Annotated in this window: 22 protein-coding genes; 9 read left to right on the top strand and 13 right to left on the bottom strand. The window is 67.7% G+C overall.

Annotated elements, in window-relative coordinates; all coding sequences use genetic code 11:
• Window positions 1-453, top strand: a complete 453-nt coding sequence (locus NJQ98_RS08090) for an HTH domain-containing protein (protein ID WP_262177677.1) — start codon at window positions 1-3, stop codon at window positions 451-453.
• Between the two features lie 53 nt (window positions 454-506).
• Here the strand turns inward: NJQ98_RS08090 and NJQ98_RS08085 are convergent, their stop codons facing one another.
• From NJQ98_RS08085 to NJQ98_RS08060, 6 genes are all read right to left on the bottom strand, one after another.
• On the bottom strand, window positions 507-890 hold the full coding sequence (locus tag NJQ98_RS08085; RefSeq protein ID WP_262177676.1) for a Zn-ribbon domain-containing OB-fold protein: 384 nt from the start codon (window positions 888-890) through the stop codon (window positions 507-509).
• Window positions 887-2,038: a thiolase family protein gene (locus NJQ98_RS08080; RefSeq protein WP_262177674.1), complete on the bottom strand. Its 1,152-nt coding sequence runs from the start codon at window positions 2,036-2,038 to the stop codon at window positions 887-889. The genes NJQ98_RS08085 and NJQ98_RS08080 overlap by 4 nt, the downstream gene beginning before the upstream one ends.
• Before the next feature lie 62 nt (window positions 2,039-2,100).
• Window positions 2,101-2,928, bottom strand: coding sequence for a DUF7551 domain-containing protein (locus NJQ98_RS08075; protein WP_262177672.1), 828 nt, complete (start codon window positions 2,926-2,928; stop codon window positions 2,101-2,103).
• Between the two features lie 2 nt (window positions 2,929-2,930).
• Entirely contained in the window at window positions 2,931-3,779 is an 849-nt protein-coding gene (locus NJQ98_RS08070; protein ID WP_262177671.1) for an ABC transporter ATP-binding protein, read from the bottom strand.
• Window positions 3,779-5,086: a FecCD family ABC transporter permease gene (locus tag NJQ98_RS08065; protein WP_262177668.1), complete on the bottom strand. Its 1,308-nt coding sequence runs from the start codon at window positions 5,084-5,086 to the stop codon at window positions 3,779-3,781. Before NJQ98_RS08065 ends, NJQ98_RS08070 begins: the two co-directional genes overlap by 1 nt.
• A gap of 8 nt (window positions 5,087-5,094) precedes the next feature.
• Window positions 5,095-6,258: an ABC transporter substrate-binding protein gene (locus NJQ98_RS08060; protein ID WP_262177666.1), complete on the bottom strand. Its 1,164-nt coding sequence runs from the start codon at window positions 6,256-6,258 to the stop codon at window positions 5,095-5,097.
• A gap of 116 nt (window positions 6,259-6,374) precedes the next feature.
• Between NJQ98_RS08060 and NJQ98_RS08055 the strand changes: the two genes are divergently transcribed.
• Window positions 6,375-6,557, top strand: a complete 183-nt coding sequence (locus NJQ98_RS08055; protein ID WP_262177664.1) for a DUF7836 family putative zinc-binding protein — start codon at window positions 6,375-6,377, stop codon at window positions 6,555-6,557.
• On the opposite strand, the gene NJQ98_RS08050 is transcribed toward NJQ98_RS08055, so the two are convergent.
• The 3 genes from NJQ98_RS08050 to fabG are packed head-to-tail and all read right to left on the bottom strand — an operon-like array spanning window position 6,551 to window position 9,178.
• Window positions 6,551-6,853, bottom strand: a complete 303-nt coding sequence (locus tag NJQ98_RS08050; protein ID WP_262177662.1) for a DUF8022 family protein — start codon at window positions 6,851-6,853, stop codon at window positions 6,551-6,553. The two genes, NJQ98_RS08055 and NJQ98_RS08050, sit on opposite strands and share 7 nt — an antisense overlap.
• Window positions 6,853-8,433 (bottom strand): acyl-CoA carboxylase subunit beta, encoded by a 1,581-nt coding sequence (locus tag NJQ98_RS08045; protein ID WP_262177660.1) that lies wholly within the window; start codon window positions 8,431-8,433, stop codon window positions 6,853-6,855. The genes NJQ98_RS08050 and NJQ98_RS08045 overlap by 1 nt, the downstream gene beginning before the upstream one ends.
• 1 nt (window position 8,434) lies before the next feature.
• Window positions 8,435-9,178 carry a 3-oxoacyl-[acyl-carrier-protein] reductase gene (gene fabG / locus NJQ98_RS08040; RefSeq protein WP_262177659.1) on the bottom strand — a complete coding sequence of 248 codons (744 nt, stop codon included), beginning with the start codon at window positions 9,176-9,178 and terminating at the stop codon, window positions 8,435-8,437.
• A 245-nt stretch (window positions 9,179-9,423) separates the two neighbouring features.
• On the opposite strand from fabG, the gene NJQ98_RS08035 reads away from it, so the two are divergent.
• The 6 genes from NJQ98_RS08035 to NJQ98_RS08010 are packed head-to-tail and all read left to right on the top strand — an operon-like array spanning window position 9,424 to window position 17,075.
• Window positions 9,424-10,587 carry an alpha-1 4-glucan-protein synthase gene (locus NJQ98_RS08035; RefSeq protein ID WP_262177657.1) on the top strand — a complete coding sequence of 388 codons (1,164 nt, stop codon included), beginning with the start codon at window positions 9,424-9,426 and terminating at the stop codon, window positions 10,585-10,587.
• Window positions 10,588-10,631: 44 nt separating this feature from the next.
• Window positions 10,632-11,780 (top strand): extracellular solute-binding protein, encoded by a 1,149-nt coding sequence (locus NJQ98_RS08030; RefSeq protein ID WP_262177656.1) that lies wholly within the window; start codon window positions 10,632-10,634, stop codon window positions 11,778-11,780.
• 1 nt (window position 11,781) lies between these two features.
• Window positions 11,782-13,395, top strand: coding sequence for an ABC transporter permease (locus NJQ98_RS08025; RefSeq protein ID WP_262177654.1), 1,614 nt, complete (start codon window positions 11,782-11,784; stop codon window positions 13,393-13,395).
• A gap of 1 nt (window position 13,396) precedes the next feature.
• Window positions 13,397-14,530, top strand: coding sequence for an ABC transporter ATP-binding protein (locus NJQ98_RS08020; RefSeq protein WP_262177653.1), 1,134 nt, complete (start codon window positions 13,397-13,399; stop codon window positions 14,528-14,530).
• Window positions 14,527-16,539, top strand: coding sequence for a DUF7846 domain-containing protein (locus NJQ98_RS08015; protein ID WP_262177652.1), 2,013 nt, complete (start codon window positions 14,527-14,529; stop codon window positions 16,537-16,539). Before NJQ98_RS08020 ends, NJQ98_RS08015 begins: the two co-directional genes overlap by 4 nt.
• The gene (locus NJQ98_RS08010; protein WP_262177650.1) at window positions 16,536-17,075 is read left to right on the top strand and encodes a gluconate 2-dehydrogenase subunit 3 family protein; all 540 of its coding nucleotides are present in this window, start codon (window positions 16,536-16,538) and stop codon (window positions 17,073-17,075) included. The genes NJQ98_RS08015 and NJQ98_RS08010 overlap by 4 nt, the downstream gene beginning before the upstream one ends.
• A gap of 60 nt (window positions 17,076-17,135) precedes the next feature.
• Here NJQ98_RS08010 and NJQ98_RS08005 read toward each other — a convergent pair whose 3' ends face one another.
• The 4 genes from NJQ98_RS08005 to NJQ98_RS07990 form a co-directional block, all read right to left on the bottom strand.
• Window positions 17,136-17,846 (bottom strand): dolichyl-phosphate hexose transferase, encoded by a 711-nt coding sequence (locus NJQ98_RS08005; protein ID WP_262177649.1) that lies wholly within the window; start codon window positions 17,844-17,846, stop codon window positions 17,136-17,138.
• A 78-nt stretch (window positions 17,847-17,924) separates the two neighbouring features.
• Entirely contained in the window at window positions 17,925-18,977 is a 1,053-nt protein-coding gene (gene trmB, locus NJQ98_RS08000) for an HTH-type sugar sensing transcriptional regulator TrmB (RefSeq protein WP_262177647.1), read from the bottom strand.
• Window positions 18,978-19,023: 46 nt separating this feature from the next.
• Entirely contained in the window at window positions 19,024-20,088 is a 1,065-nt protein-coding gene (locus NJQ98_RS07995; protein ID WP_262177646.1) for a glucose 1-dehydrogenase, read from the bottom strand.
• Window positions 20,089-20,134: 46 nt separating this feature from the next.
• Window positions 20,135-21,208, bottom strand: a complete 1,074-nt coding sequence (locus NJQ98_RS07990; RefSeq protein WP_262177644.1) for a Gfo/Idh/MocA family protein — start codon at window positions 21,206-21,208, stop codon at window positions 20,135-20,137.
• 186 nt (window positions 21,209-21,394) lie between these two features.
• Here NJQ98_RS07990 and gfcR point away from each other — a divergent pair, with 186 nt between their 5' ends.
• Entirely contained in the window at window positions 21,395-22,036 is a 642-nt protein-coding gene (gfcR, locus tag NJQ98_RS07985; RefSeq protein WP_262177642.1) for a transcriptional regulator GfcR, read from the top strand.
• The last annotated feature ends 32 nt before the right edge of the window (window positions 22,037-22,068 follow it).

Raw genomic sequence — 22,068 nt, 5'->3', positions numbered from 1 at the left:
ATGAGTCACAACAAACGGTTAGCGGTGTATCTACGCACGCCGGTCGCTAGCGGGACCGAGCAGCGCCAGACAAGTGTTCTCGGCCGGGCCGACGCCCTCCGACAGCAGCGCCTCGTGGACGAGGTGACAGTCACCTACTGGAGTCGTCTCTCGACCGGTGTCGACCCACACCAAAACTCGGATATCCGGGCGCTGGAGCAGTGGGCCGCCGACAACGGCTGTTCGCTCGCGCCGGCGTTCGACCGCCGCGACCGGCACAGCGCCGTTACCGGCGACGACTCGGTGGTGACGCTCCCGATTGCCTGCGTGGCCTACTGGGAGGGCGGCGAGCTACTGGGCGTCTATCCCCACGCCGGCCCCAGCGGCCACTGCACGGTCGCCGACGGGCTGGACAGAATCGAAGCCGCGCTCCGGAGCGGCGAGCGGCTGAATCACACGGGTGCCAGGCGGTAGTGGTCCAAGCGCCGGCTCACACGGGTGCCAGGCGGTAGTGGTCCGACTCCAACTCAGACCGGGTCCCAGCGGTAGCCGTCCCAGTCCGTGCTCTCGGGGTTCGCGCTCTTGATGCCCACGTCGGGGTCCCGAAGCTCCTCGACGTACACCGGTTCGACGACATCCCCGGTCTCGATGTCATCGCTCGTCGCTTGACCCATCGCGCGGACGAACGCGTCCTCGTACTCCAGATGGGAGATGTCGAACTCGACAATCGCCAGCGTGTTGGGCTCCCGCACGCCGGGCGGGGTCGCCGTCGAGGTGGTCCACGTGACGACCTCGGCGCGTTCGTCGGAGAGGTCGACGGTCTCGTCCTGCGGGTCGCCACAGTCCGGACAGCGCGGGTGGGTCGGGTACGATACGTGACCGTTCGGACAGATGCCTGCTTCGAGCGTCATTCTGCCGCCTCCATGATGGTGGTGATGACACAGTTCCCGAAGCCGCCGACGTTACAGGCCAGTGCGGTGTCGGCCTCGACCTGCCGGGGGCCGGCCTCGCCGACGAGCTGTTCGTATATCTCGACGCCCTGGGCGACGCCGCTGGCGCCCAGCGGGTGGCCCTTGGACTTCAGCCCGCCAGAGGTGTTGATGGGGAGCTCGCCGTCCTTCGCGGTGCTGCCGTCCATCGCCAGTTCCCAGGCGGTGCCCTGCTCGGCGACGCCGATACCCTCCAGCTGGAGAAACTCCAGGATGGTGAACATGTCGTGCAGCTCCGCGGCGTCGAGGTCGTCGGGGCCGATGCCGGCCATCTCGTAGGCCTGCTCGCTCGACTCGACGACGCCGCCCATGATTGTGGGGTCGTCGCGCTCGTGGACGACGTGGGTGTCGGTCGCCCCGCCGATGCCGGAGACGACGGCGTACTCGTCGGTGATCTCCTTGGCGCGCTCTTCAGTCGTAAACAGCATCGCCGCGCTGCCGTCCGTGATGGGACAGAAGTCGTACAGCCGGAGCGGGTCCGCGATGATGGGCGACTCCAGGGCTTTCTCGACGGAGATCTCCTTCTGGAACTGCGCGTTGGGGTTGTCGACGCCGTTCCGGTGGTTCTTGACGGCCACGCGGGCCAGCGACTCCCGGGGTGCGTCGAACCGCTCCAGGTAGTGCCGGGCGGTCATCCCGGCAAAGGAAGGCAGCGTGACGCCGTGTTTGTACTCCGCGGGGTGGGTGATGGAGGCGATGACGTCCGTCGCCTGCCCGGTCGTCTTGTGGGTCATCTTCTCTCCCCCGACGAGCAGCGTCATCTCGCTTGCGCCCGACGCGATGGACTGCCAGGCCTCGTAGATGCCCGCCCCGCCCGACGAGGAGGTCTGGTCGACCCGTTCGCTGTACGCGGGCAACACGCCGAGGTCGTGGGCCAGCGCGTTCATGACGCCCCCCTGGCCCTCGAACTCGCCGCTGGCCATGTTCGAGACGTACAGGTGCTCTACTTGCTTCGGTGTGACGCCGGCGTCGTCCAGACACGCCTCGCCCGCCTGCGAGAGCAGCTCCTGGAGCCAGGCGTCGCGCTGCCCGAACTTCGTCATCGACGCGCCGATTACTGCGACTCCCATGTGTCGCTCCTCTCAGGGGGAGCGTGTATTCGTTACGGTCGCTCAGCTCTCGCCGGGAAATTTCAACTCCGCGTCGCCGCGACGGAAAGGCCGGCGGCCGGCCCGTCGCCCGCCGTGGCGACGGCGAAGGTCCACCCGGTCGCCGTCCGCGTCAGGTCGGTGATTCGCGGGGTCACGGCGGTCCGGCGGAGCAACTCGACGGCGATTGGCAGGACCGGACAGCGCTCGGCCGAGAGCGACAGCCGGTACCCCTCGACCGTGACGCGCTGTGTGGGACGACCGGCACTGCCCGGGGTCCGGTCGACGCTGTACGCCGACAGGAGCCCGGTGTCCCGAAGCGACCGAAGCGCGTCGACGAGCGGCGCCGCGTCGGTGTCGAGCGGCGGGAGCCGGCCGGCCGTGGTCGCGAGCACCGTGGCCTGCTCGCTGGCGGTGAGTTGTGCCTCCAGCGCCTCGGCCGACCGTTCGAGCATCGTGAGACAGAGCCGCTCGCGGTCCGTCGTCCCCTCGGCGGCCGCGAGATACGCGTCCATGACCGTGCGCTCGACCGGGCCGTGGCGGTCCGAGAGCGTCTCGAACAGGGCGCCGGCGACGGCGTGGCAGTACTCCGGGAGCGTCTCCGGCGGCCCCGGAGTGGTCTCGGAACCGACCCCCGTCTCGGTGACGACGAGCCCGTGAACCCTCACGCGCGGGTCGTATCGCCGCAGCGCGCGCCGGTACGCCGACGCGACGGTGGCGGCTTCGGCCGCGGTCGCCCGGTCGGGGAACTGTAGGCCGGTCACCGGGAAGGGGCCGTCGCCGGTCTTGGCACTGACGACCCTGTAGGGGCCGATAGCGACCGACAGCTCTTCCAGGCGCGCTCTGATGTCGGAGAGCGTCCGTCCGACCATGGTCACAGGGAGCGCTGGGGCGTTATCTCCGGCTCGGGCGTGTAGCGCACGGCCGCCTCGATGTCGAAGACGTCCCGGAGTAACTCCTCGGTCACGACGTCGGTGGGCGGCCCCCAGTCGTACACCTCGCCGTCGTCCAGCGCGATGAGGTAGTCCGCAAAGCGGGCCGCCTGCGCGATGTCGTGGAGGACGACGGCGACGGTGACGCCGCGCTCGGCGTTGAGGCGCTCGACGGTCTCCATCACGCGCAGCTGGTGGTGGAGGTCCAGATACGTCGTCGGCTCGTCGAGCAAGAGCACGTCCGTCTCCTGGGCCAGCACCATCGCGATGAACGCGAGCTGTTTCTGACCGCCCGAGAGGTTGCCGACGTTCTCCTCGCGGAGGTGGTCGACGCCGGCGAGGTCGATGGCCCGCTCGACGGCCTCGCGGTCGTCCGTGTCCACCGCCCCGAAGAAGCCGCGGTACGGGTAGCGGCCGTGGAAGACGAGGTCCTCGACGCTGACCGAGGCGGGCGCGTCGTTCTCCTGTGAGAGGTGGCCCAGTTCCCGGGCCAGCGCCTTCCCGTCGTAGCTCGCGATGGCCTCGCCCTGCAGCAGTATCTCCCCGGTGTCCGGGGCCAACTGGTCGGCCAGCGATTTGATGATGGTGCTCTTTCCGCTCCCGTTCGGACCGACCAGCGCCGTTATCTCCCCCTCGGGGATGTCGAGGCGGTCGACGGTGACGACCGGCCCGTCGCTGGTGGCGTAGCTGACTTCGAGGTCCGTCGCGGAGAGGGCGCTGTCCTGAGCGGTCCCCTCGGTCGCCGATTGCTGTACGCGTTCCGTTCGGCCGTCGCTGTCTTGTGTTGCCATCAGAGATCACCTATTTGTTGGCGCCGCCGCATCAGATAGAGGAAGTACGGGCCGCCGATGAGCCCGGTCACGATGCCGACCGGGACCTGCGAGTCGCCGACGCTGGGGCCGCCCAGCAGCGCCGTCACGCCGAACGCCAGGATACCGACGGCGGCGGCGCCAGCCACGAACCGGCGGTAGCTCCTGTCGATTCGGTCCGCGTCGTAGAGATAGAGGGCCAGGCCCGCGAGGACGAACAGCCCCGCGGTCGCGACGCCGCTGACGCCGACCATGAAGACGAACATCGCGGCGCCGAGGCGTGACCCCACGTCGGCGACGGCGAGCAGCGCCGGCCCGACGAAGATGGAGCCGAGGACGACGCGGCGGTAGTCGCTGCCGACGATAGTCCGGACCAGATGCGGCACGATGAGGCCGACGAAGCCGACGATGCCGGCGACGGCGATGGCCGAACTGGCCGTGAGTATCGCCACGCCGGAGAGCCCGAATCGCATCCGCTCGACGTTCATGCCGAGGGACTTCGCGGTCCCTTCGCCCAGGACCAGCACGTTCAGATGTCTGGCGCCGGCCAGGGACAGCGGGAGTCCGACGAGCGTTACCGGGAGGATAATCCGGAACTCCTCCCAGTCGACCCCGGACAGCGACCCAGTCGTCCACGCCAGCGCCGTCTGAACGACGCCGAGGTCGTCGGCGACGAAGAACAGGGCCGTCTGCAGCGCGTTGAACACCGTCGCGACGATGATACCGGCCAGAATCAGCCTGACCGGGCTCGTCCCGCCGTTCCACGCGATGGCGTAGACGAGGAGGAAGGCCACGGTCCCGCCGAGCGCTGCGACCAGCGGCAGGAGGTGGGTCAGCCCCGTGTAGACCACCAGCGTCAGCAGCACGGCCAGCCCGGCACCGGCGTTGACACCGAGCGTCTGGGGGCTGGCCAGGTCGTTCCGGGTGATGGCCTGGAATATCGCGCCCGACACGCTGAGGTTCGCACCGACCAGCAGGCCGACGGCGACGCGTGGCATGCGGATGTTCCAGACGACGATGGAGCGCGGGGGAAGGGCGGGCAGCTCGGACCCCAGCAGAAACGCCTTCCAGACGGCCGGATTGGAGAGCAGCGACGGGTCGAATATCGTCGCCCACGCCGTTTCGAGGGAGAGTTCGTAGGTCCCGTAGCTCACCTGCAGCAGTCCGGCGAACGCGGTGACGAGCACGCTCACGATTGCCAGCGTCACCAGCGGTACGTCTATCCAGCCGGGTGCGTCGGCGGCGACTGTCGCCGCTCGGTCGCTGGTGCCGGCCTCGTCAGTCTCCATTGGCTGTGCTACAGGTTCCCGTTGACGATTTCGCCGACGCGCTGTCGGTCGAAGAGGTCCGCGTCGGCGCCGTACAGCTGTCCTGCCTGCCGCTCGGCGACGACCATGTTCGTGATGGGGCCCTGGTAGAGCGGCCCGCCGCGGTACACCTCGCCGTTCCGGACGGCCCGCAGCGTGCTCGCCGTGTCGTGGTCCTCCATGAACGAGACCACCTTGTCCTCGAACTCCGAGCGCGACTTGTCCTCGTGGCCGCGCACGAGCAGGACGTCCGGGTCGGCGTCGAGGAGCGTCTCGTAGTCTATCTGCCCCCGGGTGTCGTAGAAGTCCGGTACGCCGGCTTTCGCGAGCGCGTCGCCGACCTGGAGGTCGCGGAGCTGGCGGTAGGACGTCCCCTGTCCGATGTGGTAGGGGTAGAACGATTCTGGCTGGTTGCTCCCCCAGATGTTCGCGACGTCCGGACGGTCCGCCGCGTCGTCGGGGACCACGTCCGAGAGGTTCCGGATGAAGTCGTTGCGGACCGAGGCGATAGCGTTGTAGTGGTCCGCCCGTCGGAACACCTTGGCGAGTTTCGCGAACGCTTCCTCGATGGTGTAGTAGCGGTAGCCGCTGTGCCAGTCGTAGTTGTGCGTGAAGCTGCTGTTACCGAAGATGGGAGCGATGTCGGCGACGTCGTCGATGTCGGCCTGCTCCCAGCCGCTGTAGCGGTTCTGCAGGAAGTTCGGGTCGAAGATGTGGACGTCGCCGTCGAGGTCGTAAAACTGCTCTTTGCCGACCCCGTCCGAGTACAGCGCCGAGATGCTTGACCCGTCGACCGACACGTTCGGAATGTCGTCGTAGTATCTCGTATAGTAGCGGGACGGAAGCCAGAGGGCTTTCGGCGCCGTTACGCCCAGCGCGAGCGCCATATCGGCCCAGCTCCCGTTGTTGCCGACCCAGGTCTCGGGGACGCCGTCGAACGTCACTTCGCCCATCGGTTCTATCGACACCGAGTAGGAGCCGTCCTCCGCCGTCTCGGGGTCCTCCAGGTTCTCTTCTATGGGCTCGGATGTGGCCCATTCGGTCGCGGTCTGGTTGCCATCGGCCGGGTCGTCGCCCGGCGGGAACGCGCCACAGCCGGCGAGGGCCCCTGTGACTGCTGTGCCCGCCGCGGCTACGAATTCACGTCGGTCCATGTGTCTTTTAGGCCTACCTAATGTCTAAAAAGTTCCTATCTTTAGGCACCCCTAAATCGAGGGGTTCGCCGTAGAACGGCACAAAATATATAGATGTGCCATCGTGACACAGACACATGCAGGAGGCCTGGCTTCAGCTCCGGTGTCCCGACTGTGACAAACACTGGGAAGCGACGCCGACCGACCTCCCCAGTCCCGAGACGGCGTTTTCCTGCGACGAGTGTGGCGGCGAGCGGCCGCTGTCGGAGTTGATGAAGACGAAACGCGACCTCGAACTGCTACGGAGTTTCGGTCAGTAGCGCGCTCGGGCGGCGGCCTTCCACTCCTCGCCCCGCTCGACGTTCCGTGGGCGGCGGCGTTTGCCGAACCGCTTGAGTCGCCCCTCCAGGGTCCACTCGTCGACGTAGTCCGGCGACTCGCTCGCCGCCGCGGCCGCGGCGGCGGCCCGCTGGCGGTCGGTGATGTGTGCGCTTATCGCCGCCGAGATGGCCGCCGCCTCGGCCTCGGTCGCGTCGTCCGGGATGGACACCCTGATACCGGTGTCGTCCGCCGGTGCCGTGTTCGCTTCCTCGTCGGATTCGTCAGATGCTGACATTACAGTGGGATGTTGCCGTGGTCTTTTGGCGGGCTGTCCTCGCGCTTGCGCTGGAGCATGTCCAGGTCGTCGATGAGCCGCTTGCGCGTGTCCTTCGGTTCGATGACGTCGTCCAGGTAGCCCCGCTTTGCCGGACCGTACGGGTGGGCGAACTCCTCGCGGAAGTCGTCCATCAGCTCCTGGCGCCTGGCGTCGGGGTCGTCGGCCTCGGCTATCTCGTTGCGATAGAGGATGTTGACCGCCCCGCGGGGCCCCAGGACCGCCATCTCGGAGCCGGGCCAGGCGTAGTTGACGTCGCTGCCCAGGAACTTCGAGGACATGACGATGTAGGCGCCGCCGTAGGCCTTGCGGACGACGACCGAGAGCAGCGGCACGGTCGCCTCGGCGTAGGCGTAGATGAGCTTCGCGCCCCTGCGGATGATGCCGTTGTGCTCCTGGTCGGTGCCGGGCATGAATCCTGGCACGTCGACGAAGGTGAGGATGGGGATGTTGAACGAGTCACAGAACCTGACGAAGCGGGCGGCCTTCTCCGCGGCGTCGATGTCGAGCGTCCCCGCGCTCACGCGGGGCTGGTTGGCGACCACGCCCACCGACTGGCCGTCCATCCGGGCGAAGCCGGTGATGACGTTTCGCGCCCAGTTGCCGTGGACCTCGAACAGCGACTCCTCGTCGACGATTCGACCCACGACCTCGGACATGTCGTAGGGCTTTCGCGGCGCCGACGGGACGATGTCGGTGAGTTCCGGCACCTCCCGGTCGGGGTCGTCCCACGGCTGGACCCGCGGCGGGTCCTCCATGTTGTTCTGGGGCAGATAGGAGAGCAGCCGGCGGATGTTCTCCAGCGCTTCCTCCTCGGAGGGGTAAGAGAAGTGCGCGACGCCCGATTTCGTCGAGTGGGAACTCGCCCCGCCCAGCGCCTCCTTCGAGACCTGCTCGCCGGTGACGGTCTCGATGACATCCGGCCCGGTGATGAACATGTGGCTGGTGTCCTGGACCATGAACGTGAAGTCCGTCAGCGCCGGCGAGTAGGTGGCGCCGCCGGCACAGGGCCCCATGATGGCCGATATCTGGGGGATGAGTCCGCTCGCCTTGGTGTTGCGCTCGAATATCTTGGCGAAGCCGACCAGCGAGTCGACGCCCTCCTGGATGCGTGCGCCGCCGGAGTCGTTCAGCCCGATGACGGGGACGCCGTTCTCGATGGCCTTGTCCATGACCTTGCAGATTTTCTCGGCGACGACCTCGCCCACCGAGCCGCCGAGAACGGTGAAGTCGTGCGCGAAGAGGAACACCTTCCGGCCGTCGACGTCGCCGTAGCCAGTCACCACGGCGTCGCCCGGGAACTTCTTGTCCTCCATCCCGAAGTTCGTCGAGCGGTGTTCGACGAAGGGGTCGACCTCGTTGAACGTGCCGTCGTCGACCAGGAAGTCGATGCGCTCCCGGGCGGTCATCTTCCCCTTCTCGTGCTGGGACTCGATACGTGACTCGCCCCCGCCGAGTTCGGCCTCGCGGCGCTTCTCGCGGAGCTCCTCGATGGGGTCGTCGGTCGCCTCTGTCGTCTCGTCGTTCTCCTGTTTGCTCATGTTACCACTCCATCCCGCCGTTGACGCCAAGTACCTGACCGGTCATGTAACTCGACTCCTCGCTCGCGACGAAGCGGACGATGCCGGCGATGTCCTCGACGGTGGCAAAGCGGTCCAGCGGTATCTCGCGGAGAATCTTCTCCTGGACCCGCTCTGGCACCTCCTCCAGCATGTCCGTCTCGACGAACCCGGGCGCGACGCAGTTGGCGGTCGCGCCCGTGTGTGCGAGTTCGAGCGCGAGCGTGCGGGTGAAACCGAACAGCCCGGACTTGGTCGTCGCGTAGTTGGCCTGCCCGATGTTCCCCTGCTGGCCCACGACGCTGGAGATATTGATGAGGCGGCCGTGGTCCGCGCGCTTGAGGTCCTCGTAGAAGGCGTCGGTGCAGTTGAACACGCCACCGAGGTTGACGTTCATCACCGCGTCCCAGTCCTCGCGGGTCATCTTCTCGAACTTCTTGTCGATGGTGATGCCGGCGTTGTTGACGAGGACGTCGACGTTCCCGAACTCGTCGTTGACCCGCTCCCGCATCGACTCGACGTCGTCGGCGTCGGCCACGTCGGCCTGGGCGGCGATGGCGTCGCCGCCGCGCTCGCGTATTTCCTCGACCACCGCTCGGGCCTCCGCCTCCGAGGAGCGGTAGTTGACCACGACGTCGGCACCGTGGTCGCCGAGGTCGGTCGCGATGCCGCGGCCGATGCCCCGCGAGGAGCCGGTGACGACGCAGGTCTGGTCTTCGAGGTTCATCCCGTGGGACGACCCCCGTCTGTTCGTGCACACATTGCTCAACTAGTGACCCAAAGCACAGCCAGATAATAGTTCGCCTTAAACGGGGGGTCCGCGGGTCGGGACGGGCGCCGTCGACACCGATTCGCCGCCCCAGCCGGAAAACACACCTACGTGCGAAATCGGCCGGACCGCCCGGCGCGACCGGAATTGTTTGGGGAGCCTAAAACAGAACACTCTTTAGGCTACCCTAAAGATTCGGAAGCATGACAGAGGCCGACATCTGCGTGATGGTTCCGACGATACGGAACCCAGAGTGCATGCGCGAGTACTTCGAGAACGCCCGCGACCACGGGTTCGACCTGGACCGCCTGTTCGTGGTCCTCATCACCGAGGACTTCTGTGACACCGAGTCCATGGAAGCGATGCTCGACGAGGCGGGCGTCGACGGGGCCGTCTTCGACGAGACGGCCCGCGAGGAGTGGTACGACGAGCAGGGCATCAGCGAGTTCTCGCATCTCGTCCCGGCGGCCAGCCACGCCCAGACCTCCTTCGGCCTGCTGTATCTCTGGGCGGCCGACTACGACTACGGCGTCTTCATCGACGACGACACCGCGCCCCACGACGACGTGGACTTCTTCGGGACCCACATGGAGAACCTCGCCTTCGAGGGCGACATCGAGCGGGTCCGCTCCGACGAGAACTGGGTGAACGTCCTCTACCAGAACGAGGACGAACACGGGCTCTACCCCCGTGGCTACCCCTACGCCGCGATGGACGAGGAAGTCGAGACGGACACGGCCGAGGTCGAACGCGTCGTCGCCTCCCAGGGGCTGTGGACGAACGTGCCCGACCTCGACGCCGTCCGCATCCTGATGGACGGCGACCTGCGGGGACAGGCCCAGACCCGGACCTCCGACGCGGACTTCGGCGAGGACTTCGTCGCCGCCGAGGGGAACTACCTCACCGTCTGCTCGATGAACCTGGCCTTCCGACGCGAGGTCGTCCCCGCCTTCTACCAGCTCCCGATGGACGACAACGCGTGGGACGTGGGCCGGTTCGACGACATCTGGTCCGGGCTGTTCCTCAAGCGCGCCTGCGACGTGCTGGGCGGGAAGATATACAACGGCGACCCGCTGTGTGAGCACAACAAGGCTCCCCGCTCGACGTTCTCGGACCTGACCAACGAGGTCCACGGCCTCGAACTCAACGAACACGTCTGGGAGGAAATCGACGCCGTCGGGGGCGACGCCGACTCCTACCGCGAGGTGTTCGAAGCGATGGCCGACCGACTGGCCGAGGGCGACTTCGAGGACTGGGAGAACGGCGCCTTCCTCAACCACTGCGGGGAGTACATGCGCGACTGGCTCGACTGCCTGGCCGCGCTGGAGGCCGCGCCCGAGACGGCGCCGCCGGCCGCCGACGACTGAAAACGTAAGCCATTTAGGTAAACCTAAAACATACTCATCCAACCATGACTGACCTCAACTCTAGCTCCTCCCGTCGGCGGTTTCTCGCCCTGGGCGGAGCGACTGCCGCCGGCTCCCTCGCCGGCTGTTTCGGGCTGTTCAGCGACGATAACAACCAGATAGGCGTCTCGCTGTCGGACTTCCGGGGCTCCGGGCCGCTCGTTGAGTCCCGCGACCAGCCCGGCGGCACCTCGATACAGGACCTGCCGGCGCTCGAAGGCGAACTCACGGTGTATCTCGGCGGCGGCGAAGGGGGTCTCTACGTCGACCTCCTCGACCTGCTCGAGCAGGCCTACGAGGGCTTCACCGTGAACCACCGCGTGGAGGGGTCCAGCAGCCTCGCCACCACCATCATCGAGGAAAGCGAGGCCGGCGCGTCCCAGGCCGACGTGTTCATGTCCGTCGACGCCGGGTCGCTGGGCGCCGTCGCTAACGCCGGCGCCACCCAGTCACTGCCGAGCGAGGCGCTTGACGCCGTGCCCGGGAGCTTCCAGGACGGCGACGGGCGCTGGGTCGGCTTCGCCGGCCGCGCCCGGGCGATTCCGTACAACACCGACAGGCTCTCGCCGTCCGATCTCCCGGACTCCGTCCACGACTTCCCGGACACCGCTGCCCTGGAGGGGACGATGGGGTGGGCCCCAACCTACGGCGCCTTCCAGTCCTTTATCACCGCGATGCGGCTCAACAGGAGCGACGACGTGGCCCGCTCCTGGCTCAACTCGATGCAGAACCACGGCATCACGGAGTACGACAACGAGTTCGCCGTCTCCAACAGCGCCGCGAACGGCGAGCTGGCGGCCGGCTTCGCGAACCACTACTACTCGCTTCGGGTCCAGTCGGCCCGCCAGAACGCGCCCCTTGACCTGCACTTCACCGAGGGGGACGCCGGCGCGCTGGTCAACGTCTCCGGGCTGGAGATTCTCAACGGGACGAACAACGCCGAACTGGCCGGGAACTTCGTCCGGCACGTCCTCTCCTCGGAGGCCCAGGAGTTCTTCGCCACCCGGACCTTTGCCTACCCGATGATTTCGGGCGTCCAGCCCGTCGGTGGCCTGCCCCGTATCGACGACCTGAACCCGCCGGACATCGACCTCACCGAGCTTGCGGACGTGGAGGGGACCGTCGACCTGATGCAGGACGTGGGCGTCCTCTGAGATGGGCGCGAGCGACCGTCTGGAGCGGATTCGCGAGGGGGCGAACGTCGCCGACCGCGACGCCGACGAGCCGACGGTCCTCGCTCTGGTCGTTCTGGCGATCTCCCTGCTCCTCCTCTCGCCCATCGCCTGGGTGCTCATCGAGGCCAGCGAGATGCCGACCGGCCGGCTGGTCGAACTCGTCGTGAGCGGGACGACGACGACGGTGACGGTCAACACGTTCGTGCTGGTCTCCGCCGTTACCGCGGCGTCGATACTCATCGGCGTCCCGCTGGCCCTGCTCACCGTCCAGACCGACCTCCCGTTCAAGCGGTTCTGGACGGTCACCGCGGCGCTCCCGCTCGTGGTCCCCAGCTACATCGGCGCCTTCGCGTTCGTCTCCGCCTTCGGTCCGCGCGGGGAGCTTGCGGACCTGCTGGCGCCGCTCGGTATCGAGTCGATTCCGACGATTTACGGGCTCCACGGGACCGTGCTGGTGTTGACGCTGTTTACGTACCCCTACGTCTTCCTGACGACCCGAGCGTCGCTCATCTCCTTCGACGGGAGGGCCGTCGAGGCCGCCCGGACGCTGAACGCCAGCCGCTTTCAGGCGTTCAAACGCGTCACGCTGCCACAGATTCTCCCCGGCATCGCCGCCGGCGCCCTGCTGGTGGCGCTGTACACGCTCTCGGATTTCGGGACGCCGGCCATCATGCGCTACGACGTGTTCACGCGCATGATATTCGTCGAGGAGCAGGCCCGGAACCTGGACGCCGCCGCCGTCCTCTCCCTGCTCTTGCTCGTCCTCGCGATGGCGATACTCGCCGTCGAGTCACGCATCGGCGCGAGCCGTGACGGCGCCTACGTCGCCAGCGGCGACCACCGGGCCGGGGAGATACAGCTGGGCTACTGGAAACTGCCCGCGATGGGCTTCTGTGCCCTCATCGCCGCGCTCTGTCTGGCGCTCCCCATCGGCATCCTCGGGCTGTGGCTGGTCAGGTCGGCCGGTGCCGCGCCCGCGGGGTTCGTCTTCGAGGCCCAACACGTCACCAACTCCGTGATGCTCGCGGCCGGCGCGGCCGCGCTCTGTGTCGTCGTCGCGCTCCCGATTGCCTACCTCTCGGCGCGCGGTGACGGCACGCTCTCCTCGCTGCCCGAGCGGGTGTCCTACGTCGGCTACGCGGTCCCCGGGGTCGTCATAGGGCTCTCGCTCATCTACCTCGCGCTGCGGTTCGTCCCCTTCCTCTATCAGAGCCTCTTCGTGCTCGTGTTCGCCTACGTCGTCCGCTTTCTCCCGCAGGCCGTCGGGACGACGGAGTCCTCGATACTACAGGTCGACCCCAGCTACATCGAGGCGGCCCGCTCGCTCGGCTACGGCCCGATAACCTCGTTCCGGAAGGTCGTCCTGCCGCTTGTCGCGCCGGGTATCGCCGCCGGCGCGGCGCTCGTGTTCCTGACGACGATGAAGGAGCTACCGGCGACGCTGATGCTCCGGCCCATCGGCTTCGAGACCATCGTAACGTACATCTGGCTGGTCCGCGGAGCAGCGTACCAAGGACAGGCAGCCGTCCCGGCGCTGATTCTCGTCGGCGTCTCGGGGCTGTCGATGCTCGTCATCCTCAGACAAGAGGGTTAAAATGGCAGAAAACCAATCAAAGCAGCGGATTTCCGAGTTCGAGACGATAGAGACAGCGGTCGACGACCCGGAGCGGACGGTGCTCTCCATCGAGGGCGTCTCGAAGGAGTACGGGGCCGAGAAAGCCGTCGAGGGGCTCTCGCTGTCGGTCAAGGACGGGGAGCTGCTGACGCTTTTGGGCCCGTCGGGCTGCGGGAAGACGACCACGCTCCGGATGCTCGCCGGCCTGGAGGCGCCGAGCGAGGGGACCATCACCATCGCCGGCGAGACGGTGACCGGCGACGCCGACGGCCCCTTCAGGAAGCCCGAGGAGCGCGACGTGGGCATCGTCTTCCAGGACTACGCCCTCTTTCCCCATCTCACCGTCGCCGAGAACATCGCCTTCGGGCTCGACGACCTCGACGAGGCCGAGACCGACGCCCGGGTCGCTGAGCTGCTGGAGCTGGTCGACCTGGAGGCCCACGAGGAGAAGATGCCCAGCCAGCTCTCGGGCGGGCAACAACAGCGGGTGGCGCTGGCCCGCTCGCTGGCCCCGGAGCCGGACGTGCTCCTGCTCGACGAGCCGTTCTCGAACCTCGACGTGCGCCTGCGCGTCGAGATGCGCGAGGAAGTGCGGCGCATCCTCAAGCGGGCGGGCGTCACCGCCATCTCGGTGACCCACGACCAGGAGGAGGCCCTCTCCATCAGCGACCGGGTCGCCATCATGAACGACGGCACCATCGCACAGGTTGGCGACCCGGGCGAAGTGTTCGAGAACCCCGAGAGCCGTTTCGTCGCGAGTTTCCTCGGACAGGCCAGCTTCCTCTCGGCCCGCGTGACCGACCGGCTCGAGACCGGGCTGGGGAGTTTCGGACTCGAACGGCTGAACGGCCCCATCCAGGCCTACGACGGCGCGATGGTGGACGTGCTGGTCCGGCCGGACGACCTGCAGGCGATCCCCGCCAGCGAGCCGAAGGCCGACGGCTACGTCGTCCACCGCCAGTACAACGGCCCCAACTTCATCTACCGGGTCGAGCTGCACAGCGGCGACGTGGTCCACTGCATGCACAACCACGTCGAGACGTTCGAGGCCGGCCAGCCGGTCGAGGTAGACCTGGCCGCCGACCACGAGCTGGCCTGGTACCCCGCTGAATGAGCCGACTGCGACGGCCCCGCGCGCAGGCGGCGCTCGTCGCAGTCGTCGGCGGGCTGGCAGTCTATGCCATCGCCCACGTCGTCTTTCCGTACCACACCAGCAACCACGACGAGGCGGTGTATCTCCAGCAGGCCGCGATGCTGCTTGAGGGGCAGCTCTTTTTGCGCCCGCCGGTCGACGGCCCCTTCCGGCCCTGGTTCTTCGTCGAGAGCGGCCGGGGGCTGTACTCGAAGTACACGCCGCCGACGGCGGCGGTGTTCGCCGTCGGGAAGCTGCTGGGCGGCTACCGAATCGCGCTCGGGCTCGTCGCGACCGGCGCGCTCGCCGGGACCTACCACACGGTTCGGGAAGTCTTCGACGCCCGGACCGGTGTCGTCGCGAGCGTGCTCATGCTCGCCTCGCCGCTGTTTGTCGTGGAGGCCTCCGTCTTCCTCTCGTACGTGCCGGCGATGTGCTGGAACCTGGCCTTCGCGGCGTCGTACCTCCACGCCGACCGGAGCGGCAGTCGGCGGACCGCGGCGCTCGCGGGGCTCGCGGTGGGGGTCGCCTTCTTCACCCGGCCCTACACCGCGGTGCTGTTCGCGGTGCCCTTCATCCTGCACGCGCTGTGGTCGCTCCGCGGCAGGGAACGGCCGGTCGTCGAGCGCGTCGGGCTGACCGCACTGTTCGGGCTGGCCGGCGTCGCCGTCACGCTGGGGTACAACGTCGTGATGACCGGCGACCCGCTCGTGTTCCCCTACCAGGCGTTCGCGCCCCTGGACGGGCTCGGCTTCGGCTACCGTGAGATAGCCGGCCACTCGGAGACGTTCACGCCGTCGCTCTCGCTGCGGGCCAACGCCGAGGTGCTGTGGCTGTTCGCCACGGAGTGGGTCGTCGCCGGCCCGCTCGGCGTCCTCGCCGCCCTGGTCGGCCTCCGGACCGTCCGACGGCGGGGGTTCGACGACCGTCAGCTCGCGCTGGCCGGCGTCGGCCTCAGTGTCCCGCTCGGGAACCTCCTCTTCTGGGGGAACTTCAACATTCTCGGCGAACTCGCCGACCCGACCGACGGGCTCGTCTCCTTCTTCGGGCCGTACTACCACACGGACCTGCTCGTCCCGGTCGTCGCCTTCGGTGCCGTCGGCCTGTTCTCGGCCGTCGAGTGGGCCCGTGAGACGGTCCCGGACCACGTGAGCGGCGAGCGCGCGGCGCCGGCCGTGACCGCCCTGTTGCTGGTCGGGGCCACGGTCGGAGCCGGTGTCGCCGTGGCCGCCGTCGCGGCTCCGCTCGGAGAGAACTACGACGTGACCCAACAGTACGAGCAGGCCTACGAGCCCTTCGACGGGCGCGACCTCGACGACGCCGTCGTCTTCCTGCCGCGGACCTACGGGAACTGGCTCAACCACCCGTTCCAGACGCTGCGAAACGACCCCGGCTTCGACGGCGAGACGGTGTATGCCATGCAGCGCCAGCAGTTCGCCGTCGTCGACAGCTACCCCGACCGGAGCTACTACCGGTACGTCTATCGGGGCCAGTGGGCGCCGTTCCTCGACCAGCCCGTCGAGCCGCGGCTCCAGCGCGTGCGGGAGGCGAGCGGGGAGACGGTACGCACCGACATCTCGGCGACGGTGCCCGCGGCGGTGGAGTCGGTCACCGTCCAGCTACACAACGGGACGACAAACACCAGCGCGAACGAGTTCACCACCGCCACCGATACGTCGCCGCTCTCCCTGCGGCTTCGCACCGACGCAAACCGGAGTCGCCTCGGCGGCGACAGTCTCGACGAGAGTATAGCCGTTCCCACGCCGGAGAGCGGAACCGTGACTGTCGTCGCCTTCGTCGATTACGGCACGGACCGAGCCGTAAAGTACCGCTGGGTCCTCCCGGTAAACGAGACGGACTCGGGCGTGCGGGCCCTGACGCCGCGGATGGAGGTGTGCTGGTCCGAGCGGCTCTGTGGCGGCCAGGCCGCTTACGTGCCCGGCGCCCATCGCGACGGCATCGCACTCAACGCAACGGTGAGACAGGGATGACAGAACTCGACAGACGCGACGTGTTGAAGGCGCTCGGCGCGGTCGGCATCACCGTCGGCGGCGGCGCGGCGCTGCTCGAATGGGCCGACGACGGGGACGGCGACCCCATCGTCACTGACCACGAACGCCGGACGCTGCACGCGGTCGCACGGACCGTCTACCCCAGCGAGGTGGACGGTATCGGCTCGTTCGTCGACGGCTACATGTCCCGGCGGCTGCGGGCCGACCCGGAGCGGGCCGGGGCCGTCCTCGACGCGCTATCGGCTCTCGACGAGTACGCACAGGGGTGGGAGGAGACGACGTTCCGGAAGCTGGACGCGGCGACACAGGAGGAGACGCTCAGAGCGATGGGCGTGGCCGAAGCCGACCCCGTCCCCGACGGCGCCCCCCGAGAGCGGGTCCGGCACTACCTGGTCAACGAACTGGTGTACGGGCTCTACAGCTCGCCGACCGGCGGGGAACTCGTCGGCATCGAGAACCCGCAGGGCCACCCCGGCGGCACCGAGAGCTACCAGCGCCCGCCCGACGGGGAGTGAGGCCGTCCGCGGTCCCGTTATCGGTCGCCGAGCGGGGGGTCACAACGGGCGAACCGCTTGCTACCGGAGCCGCTCCTCGGCGGCGACTTTCAGGATGGACTTGGCGATGGCGGCCCCGCCCTCGAACGGGTCGAGCTTGGTCTCGCCCTTGCGCTCGTCGTACTCGATGGGGCGTTCGCGCACGTCGTAGCCGCGCATCAGCGGGCGCATCAACAGCTCGGCCGAGAGCCCGGTGTTCTCGGTCCATCGTATCTTCTGGACGACCTCGCGGCGGTAGGCCCGCATCCCGGTCGTCGTGTCGTGGACGCGCTCGCCCATCGCGACGGAGGCCAGCAGGGCGAACAGCTCGTTGCCGAGTTTGTTCAGCCCGGGCATCTCGTCGGCGCCGTAGTAGAGCCGGTCGCCGCTGACGACGTCGGCGCCGTCGTTTATCTCGTCGAGGAAGTCCGGGAGCCGCTCCATCGGATAGGTGTCGTCGCAGTCGGTCGTGACGACGACCGGCCGGTCCGGCGCCAGGACGGCCGCGCGCACGGCGACGCCGTACCCCTGTGGCTCCTGTTCGACGACCGTCGCGCCGTGTTCGCGGGCGATTTCGGGCGTCCGGTCGCTGGAGCCGTCGACACAGATGACTTCGGCACGGCCGTCGGTGACGGTCGCGATGTCCTCCAGGACGGTGGCTATCGCGTCTTCCTCGTTGTAGGTGCCCATCACGACGGCGAGATCGTCGAACGTGTACGCCGTGCCGGTCTCGCCTGACTGCTGTGAACTCATTACGCTACCTCTCTCGCGGGGGTTTTAGTATTTTTAGGTTCGCCAAAACAATTGGCGTGGTCCGACAGGAACGGCGACTCAGACGGACGGCGGGGCGTCCCGACCGACCCGAATCTCGTAGGCCTCGATGTCCTCGTAGGCAGCGACCTGCCCGCCAACGTCGATTGGCCCGTCCTCGGTCTCGACAACGAGCGTGGCAACTTCCCGGTTCGTCCCGAAGGAGACCTCCCCGACCTGCCCTTCGACGACCCAGTCGTCGCCGGTCACGACGTTTCGGCCCTCGATGGTCGCGTAGAACACCCCGTCCAGTTCCTCTAAGTCGGAGACGCACCGGCGGATAGTGCCGTAACGCCGCGGAAACGGGAGTTCGGTGTCGGCAGTCGCGATGGTCTCCGCCGTCGTCCAGAGGACGGTGTTGAGAAAGCCCGAGACCAGGAATCCGAGCTCCGAACGGTTGAAAATGACGCCGTAGCGGTCGGGAGCGCCCCTGACCGACTCCCGGGTGGCGTACATCGAGTAGTTCCCGTCGGCGACGGCCACCACCGGAGTCGTGATGCCCCGGCGTCCCTTCACCGTGGTCGCCACGGCGTCGTAATCGAACGTGTCGGGGTCGGGCGCGTCGGCGGCCGGCGACAGCAGGATTTCCGTGGCGATTCCCGACTCCCGTCGGCGCTGTAGCCTGTCCTCGAAGCGGTCGAGCAGGGCGGGAGTCAGCGACAACAGGAGTTCGTACTCGGCGGCGTCGATGATGTCCTCCAGATAGCGGAGGATGGTGGGCCGGGACTTGACGAGCGAGACGGCCTCTGGCTCCCTGGCGGGGGCGGTGTAGCGCGCCGAGAGGTCGTCGACCAGCTCGTCCAGCGACTCCTGGATGTCGCCGAACGCCTCCCGCGGGTCGATGGCTATCACTTTCATCGGCCTGGACTCCTTGAGTTCGACCAGGCCGACATCGCCCAGGCTCCGGACGGTGTCGTACACCCGCGGCTGGGGGATATCAGTCCGCTCGGCTATCTCCGATGCGGTCAACTCCCCGTGCTGGAGGACCGCCAGATACGCCGTTATCTCGTACTCGCCGAGGTTGAACCGCGAGATGACCCCGTCCAGCGCCGCCTCCAGGTCGTCGGATGGCATACGGACGTGGGTTGGCCGGACCGCTACAAAGAAGTTCGCCCCGCCGTCACAGCGTGTCGAACTCGACGACGGCCTTTATCTGGTCCTCGTCGTCCTCGAAGGCCGCGTCGACGCTGTCGGGGCTCGCGACCGTCGTCACGAGGTCGTCGAGCAACCACTGGGGCATCTCGTCGAGGGTGTCGACGGCGGCCTCGAAGTGCTTGACGTGGGAGTTGACGGTGCCGATGAGACACTTGTTGTGCAGGACGATTTCCTTGTGGAAGGTCCCGCCGTCGATTTCGAACTCCCAGGGCCCGGGTATGCCGAGCAAGGCGCCGACGCCGTTGGGCGCGAGCGCGTCGACGGTCTGGACGGCGTGGGGCGCGTATCCGGTCGCCTCGAAGACGTAGTCGACGGCCTCGTGGTCGTCCGGTAGCTGGTCGACGGGCGTCTCGCGGGAGTCGACGTAGGTGGCGCCGAGTTCGTCGATGACGTCGATAGTCGGGTCCGGGCGGTCCCGGCGGCCCACGCAGTAGGTCCGGTCGAACTCCCGGCCGAGCATCCACAGGGTCAGGAGCCCGAGCGAGCCGTTGCCCAGGACGCAGGCGGCCTCGGGGCGCCACTCGAAGGGCTCACGGGTCGAGAAGGCGTGGTCGTTGGCCTTCTCGGCGATGGAGACGGGTTCGATCAGCATCCCGTACTCCGCCAGGTGGTCGGGAATCGGGACGAGGTTGTCTGCGGGCGAGGTGAAGTACTCCGCCATGAACCCGTGTTCGCCGACGATGCCCCGTTCGACGTACTCCCCGTCGGGGGCCATATCGGGCTCGCCGCGGCGGAAGTAGTCGTTCGTCTCCCCGTCGGGTTTCCGGCGGACGGTGGGGACGACGACCTGCCCGGCTTCGAGCCCGGACCCGTTGCCGTCCTCGACGACGCCGACGGCCTCGTGACCCAGTATCATGTGTTCCGCGCCCTCGGGGTAGCCGCCGTGTGAGCCCGCGATGACCTCGTGGTCGGTCCCGTCGACGCCGACACGCAGCGTCCTCACCAGCGCCTCCCCCTCGGACGGCTCCGGCCGGGCTACGTCGAGTAGCTCCACGTCGTCCCCCTCGCGAGTGACACCGATAGCTTTCATCTTACCTGAAACTCCGTGGAGACATGGTTAAAATTGTCCATGGTGGTCACTCCGTAAGCGAGATGGCACGCCCCTCCTCGCTGGAGCGGTAGATGGCATCGAGCACCCGCTGGACCGCCAGGGCCTGCTCGACGGTGTTGGTCCCGGGCGGGTCGCCGGTCGCGACGCTGTCGACGAACCGCTCCAGTTCGATGGCGTGTGCGTCGTTGCCGGCCGTCTCTATCTGTGACGTCCGATGGTGGTTGACGCCGGTCGAGACGGTCTCGTACAGATCCATCTCGTCGTTGCTCAGGTCGAGCCGGGCGCCGGCCCCCGACCCGCGGACGACGTACTCCTGGCTGTCGGTCCGGTTTGACGCCCACGACACCTCCAGTGCGATGGTCGTCCCGTCGGCACACCGGATGAACGCCGAGGCCGAATCGTCGACGTCGAACCCGGCGGAGCCGTGGTCCTCGCCCCACATGGTCACGTAGGCGTACTCGGAGCGGGTGCCGAAGGTCGCCCGCGTCTGTCCGGACACCTCGACCACCTCGGGGAAGCCGAGCAGGTACAGCGAGAGGTCGATGGCGTGGACGCCGATGTCGATGAGCGCCCCGCCGCCGGCCAGCGCCTCGCGCGTGAACCACGACCCCCGACCGGGGACGCCGCGCCGGCGGAGGTAGTTCGCCTCGATGTGTTTCAGTTCGCCCATACTCCCGTCGTCGCGGTAGCCCAGGAGGACCTGGACCGGGTCCCGAAACCGGTTGTGGAACCCGACCATACAGAACCCCTCGGCCGCCTTGGCGGCCTCGGCGATGCGCTCGGCGCTCGCGAGGGAGTGGGCGAGCGGTTTCTCCACGAACACGTCCAGCCCGGCCTCCAGCGCGCCGACGACGTACTCCTCGTGGAACTTGTTTGGCGTCGTCACCAGGACGGCGTCGACGTCCGAGTAGAGGTCGGCCTGTCGTTCGTAGACGTCCGCGTCGTACTGTGCGGCGAACCGGCCGCGCGCGTCGGGGTCGACGTCCAGTCCGGCGGTGACTACGTCGCCGTACCCCGCTTTCTGGAGGCGGTCGCTGTGGAGCCGAGCGATGTTCCCGAGGCCGATGACGCCTATCTCGATTTCATGTCTCTCGTTCATTATGTTGGAGAACGAACCGGAGACGGAAATTATTCCGGTTGGGACAGCTGGTATCGCCCCACATCCGTTCGGACTGCGACGGAGCGGGGCGAGGGGCGGCTGGCTTCGGCTCACGCCGGCGCCGTATCCGGCCGCGGACGGCACAAAGGCGTTGCATATTAAGCCCCGCCGGACAGAAGGCACCGTATGAAGAACATCGACGACCTCGTCGAGAGTGCGGCGGACCTCGCCGAGCGAGGTCTCTCCAAGGGAGAGATAGCCGACGAACTGAACGTCTCCCGCGAGACTGCGAGCTGGCTGGTCGAGCGCAGCGGCTCCGGTCCCGCGCCCACGGAGACCGCCGCGAGCGGTCCCCACGACATCCACGTCGACTGGTCCGCGCTGGGCCGGGACAGCAGCCGCCTCCACCACATCGGCTGTGCCATGGCCGACCTGCTCTCGAAGCAGGGCGAAGACGTCGACCTCACCATCGGCATCGAGAAGGCCGGCGCGCCGCTTGCGACCACGGTCGCCCGTGAACTTGATACCGACCTCGGGACCTACGCCCCCTCGAAACACCAGTGGGACGACGACGAGAGCGACACCTCCGACGGTTCGTTCTCCCGGAACTTCGCACAGATTCGCGACCGGGACTGCTACGTCGTCGACGACACCGTCACCAGCGGCAACACGATGACGGAGACCGTCGAGGCCATCCAGCAACAGGGCGGCAACCCCGTCGCCTGCGTCGTGCTGGCCGACAAGCGTGGCATCGAGGAGATACACGGCGTCCCGGTGTACTCGCTGCTGCAGGTCATCCGCGTGGGCAGCGACCAGTCCTCGGCCTGAACGGGCACGAGCGCGGCACGTGAGCGGCCGTT

Origin of the sequence: Haloarcula laminariae (genome assembly GCF_025457605.1) — an archaeon.
GTDB lineage: Archaea > Halobacteriota > Halobacteria > Halobacteriales > Haloarculaceae > Haloarcula > Haloarcula laminariae.
Note: the sequence above shows the minus strand (reverse complement) of the source record. Positions and strands in the feature narration are given on the sequence as shown.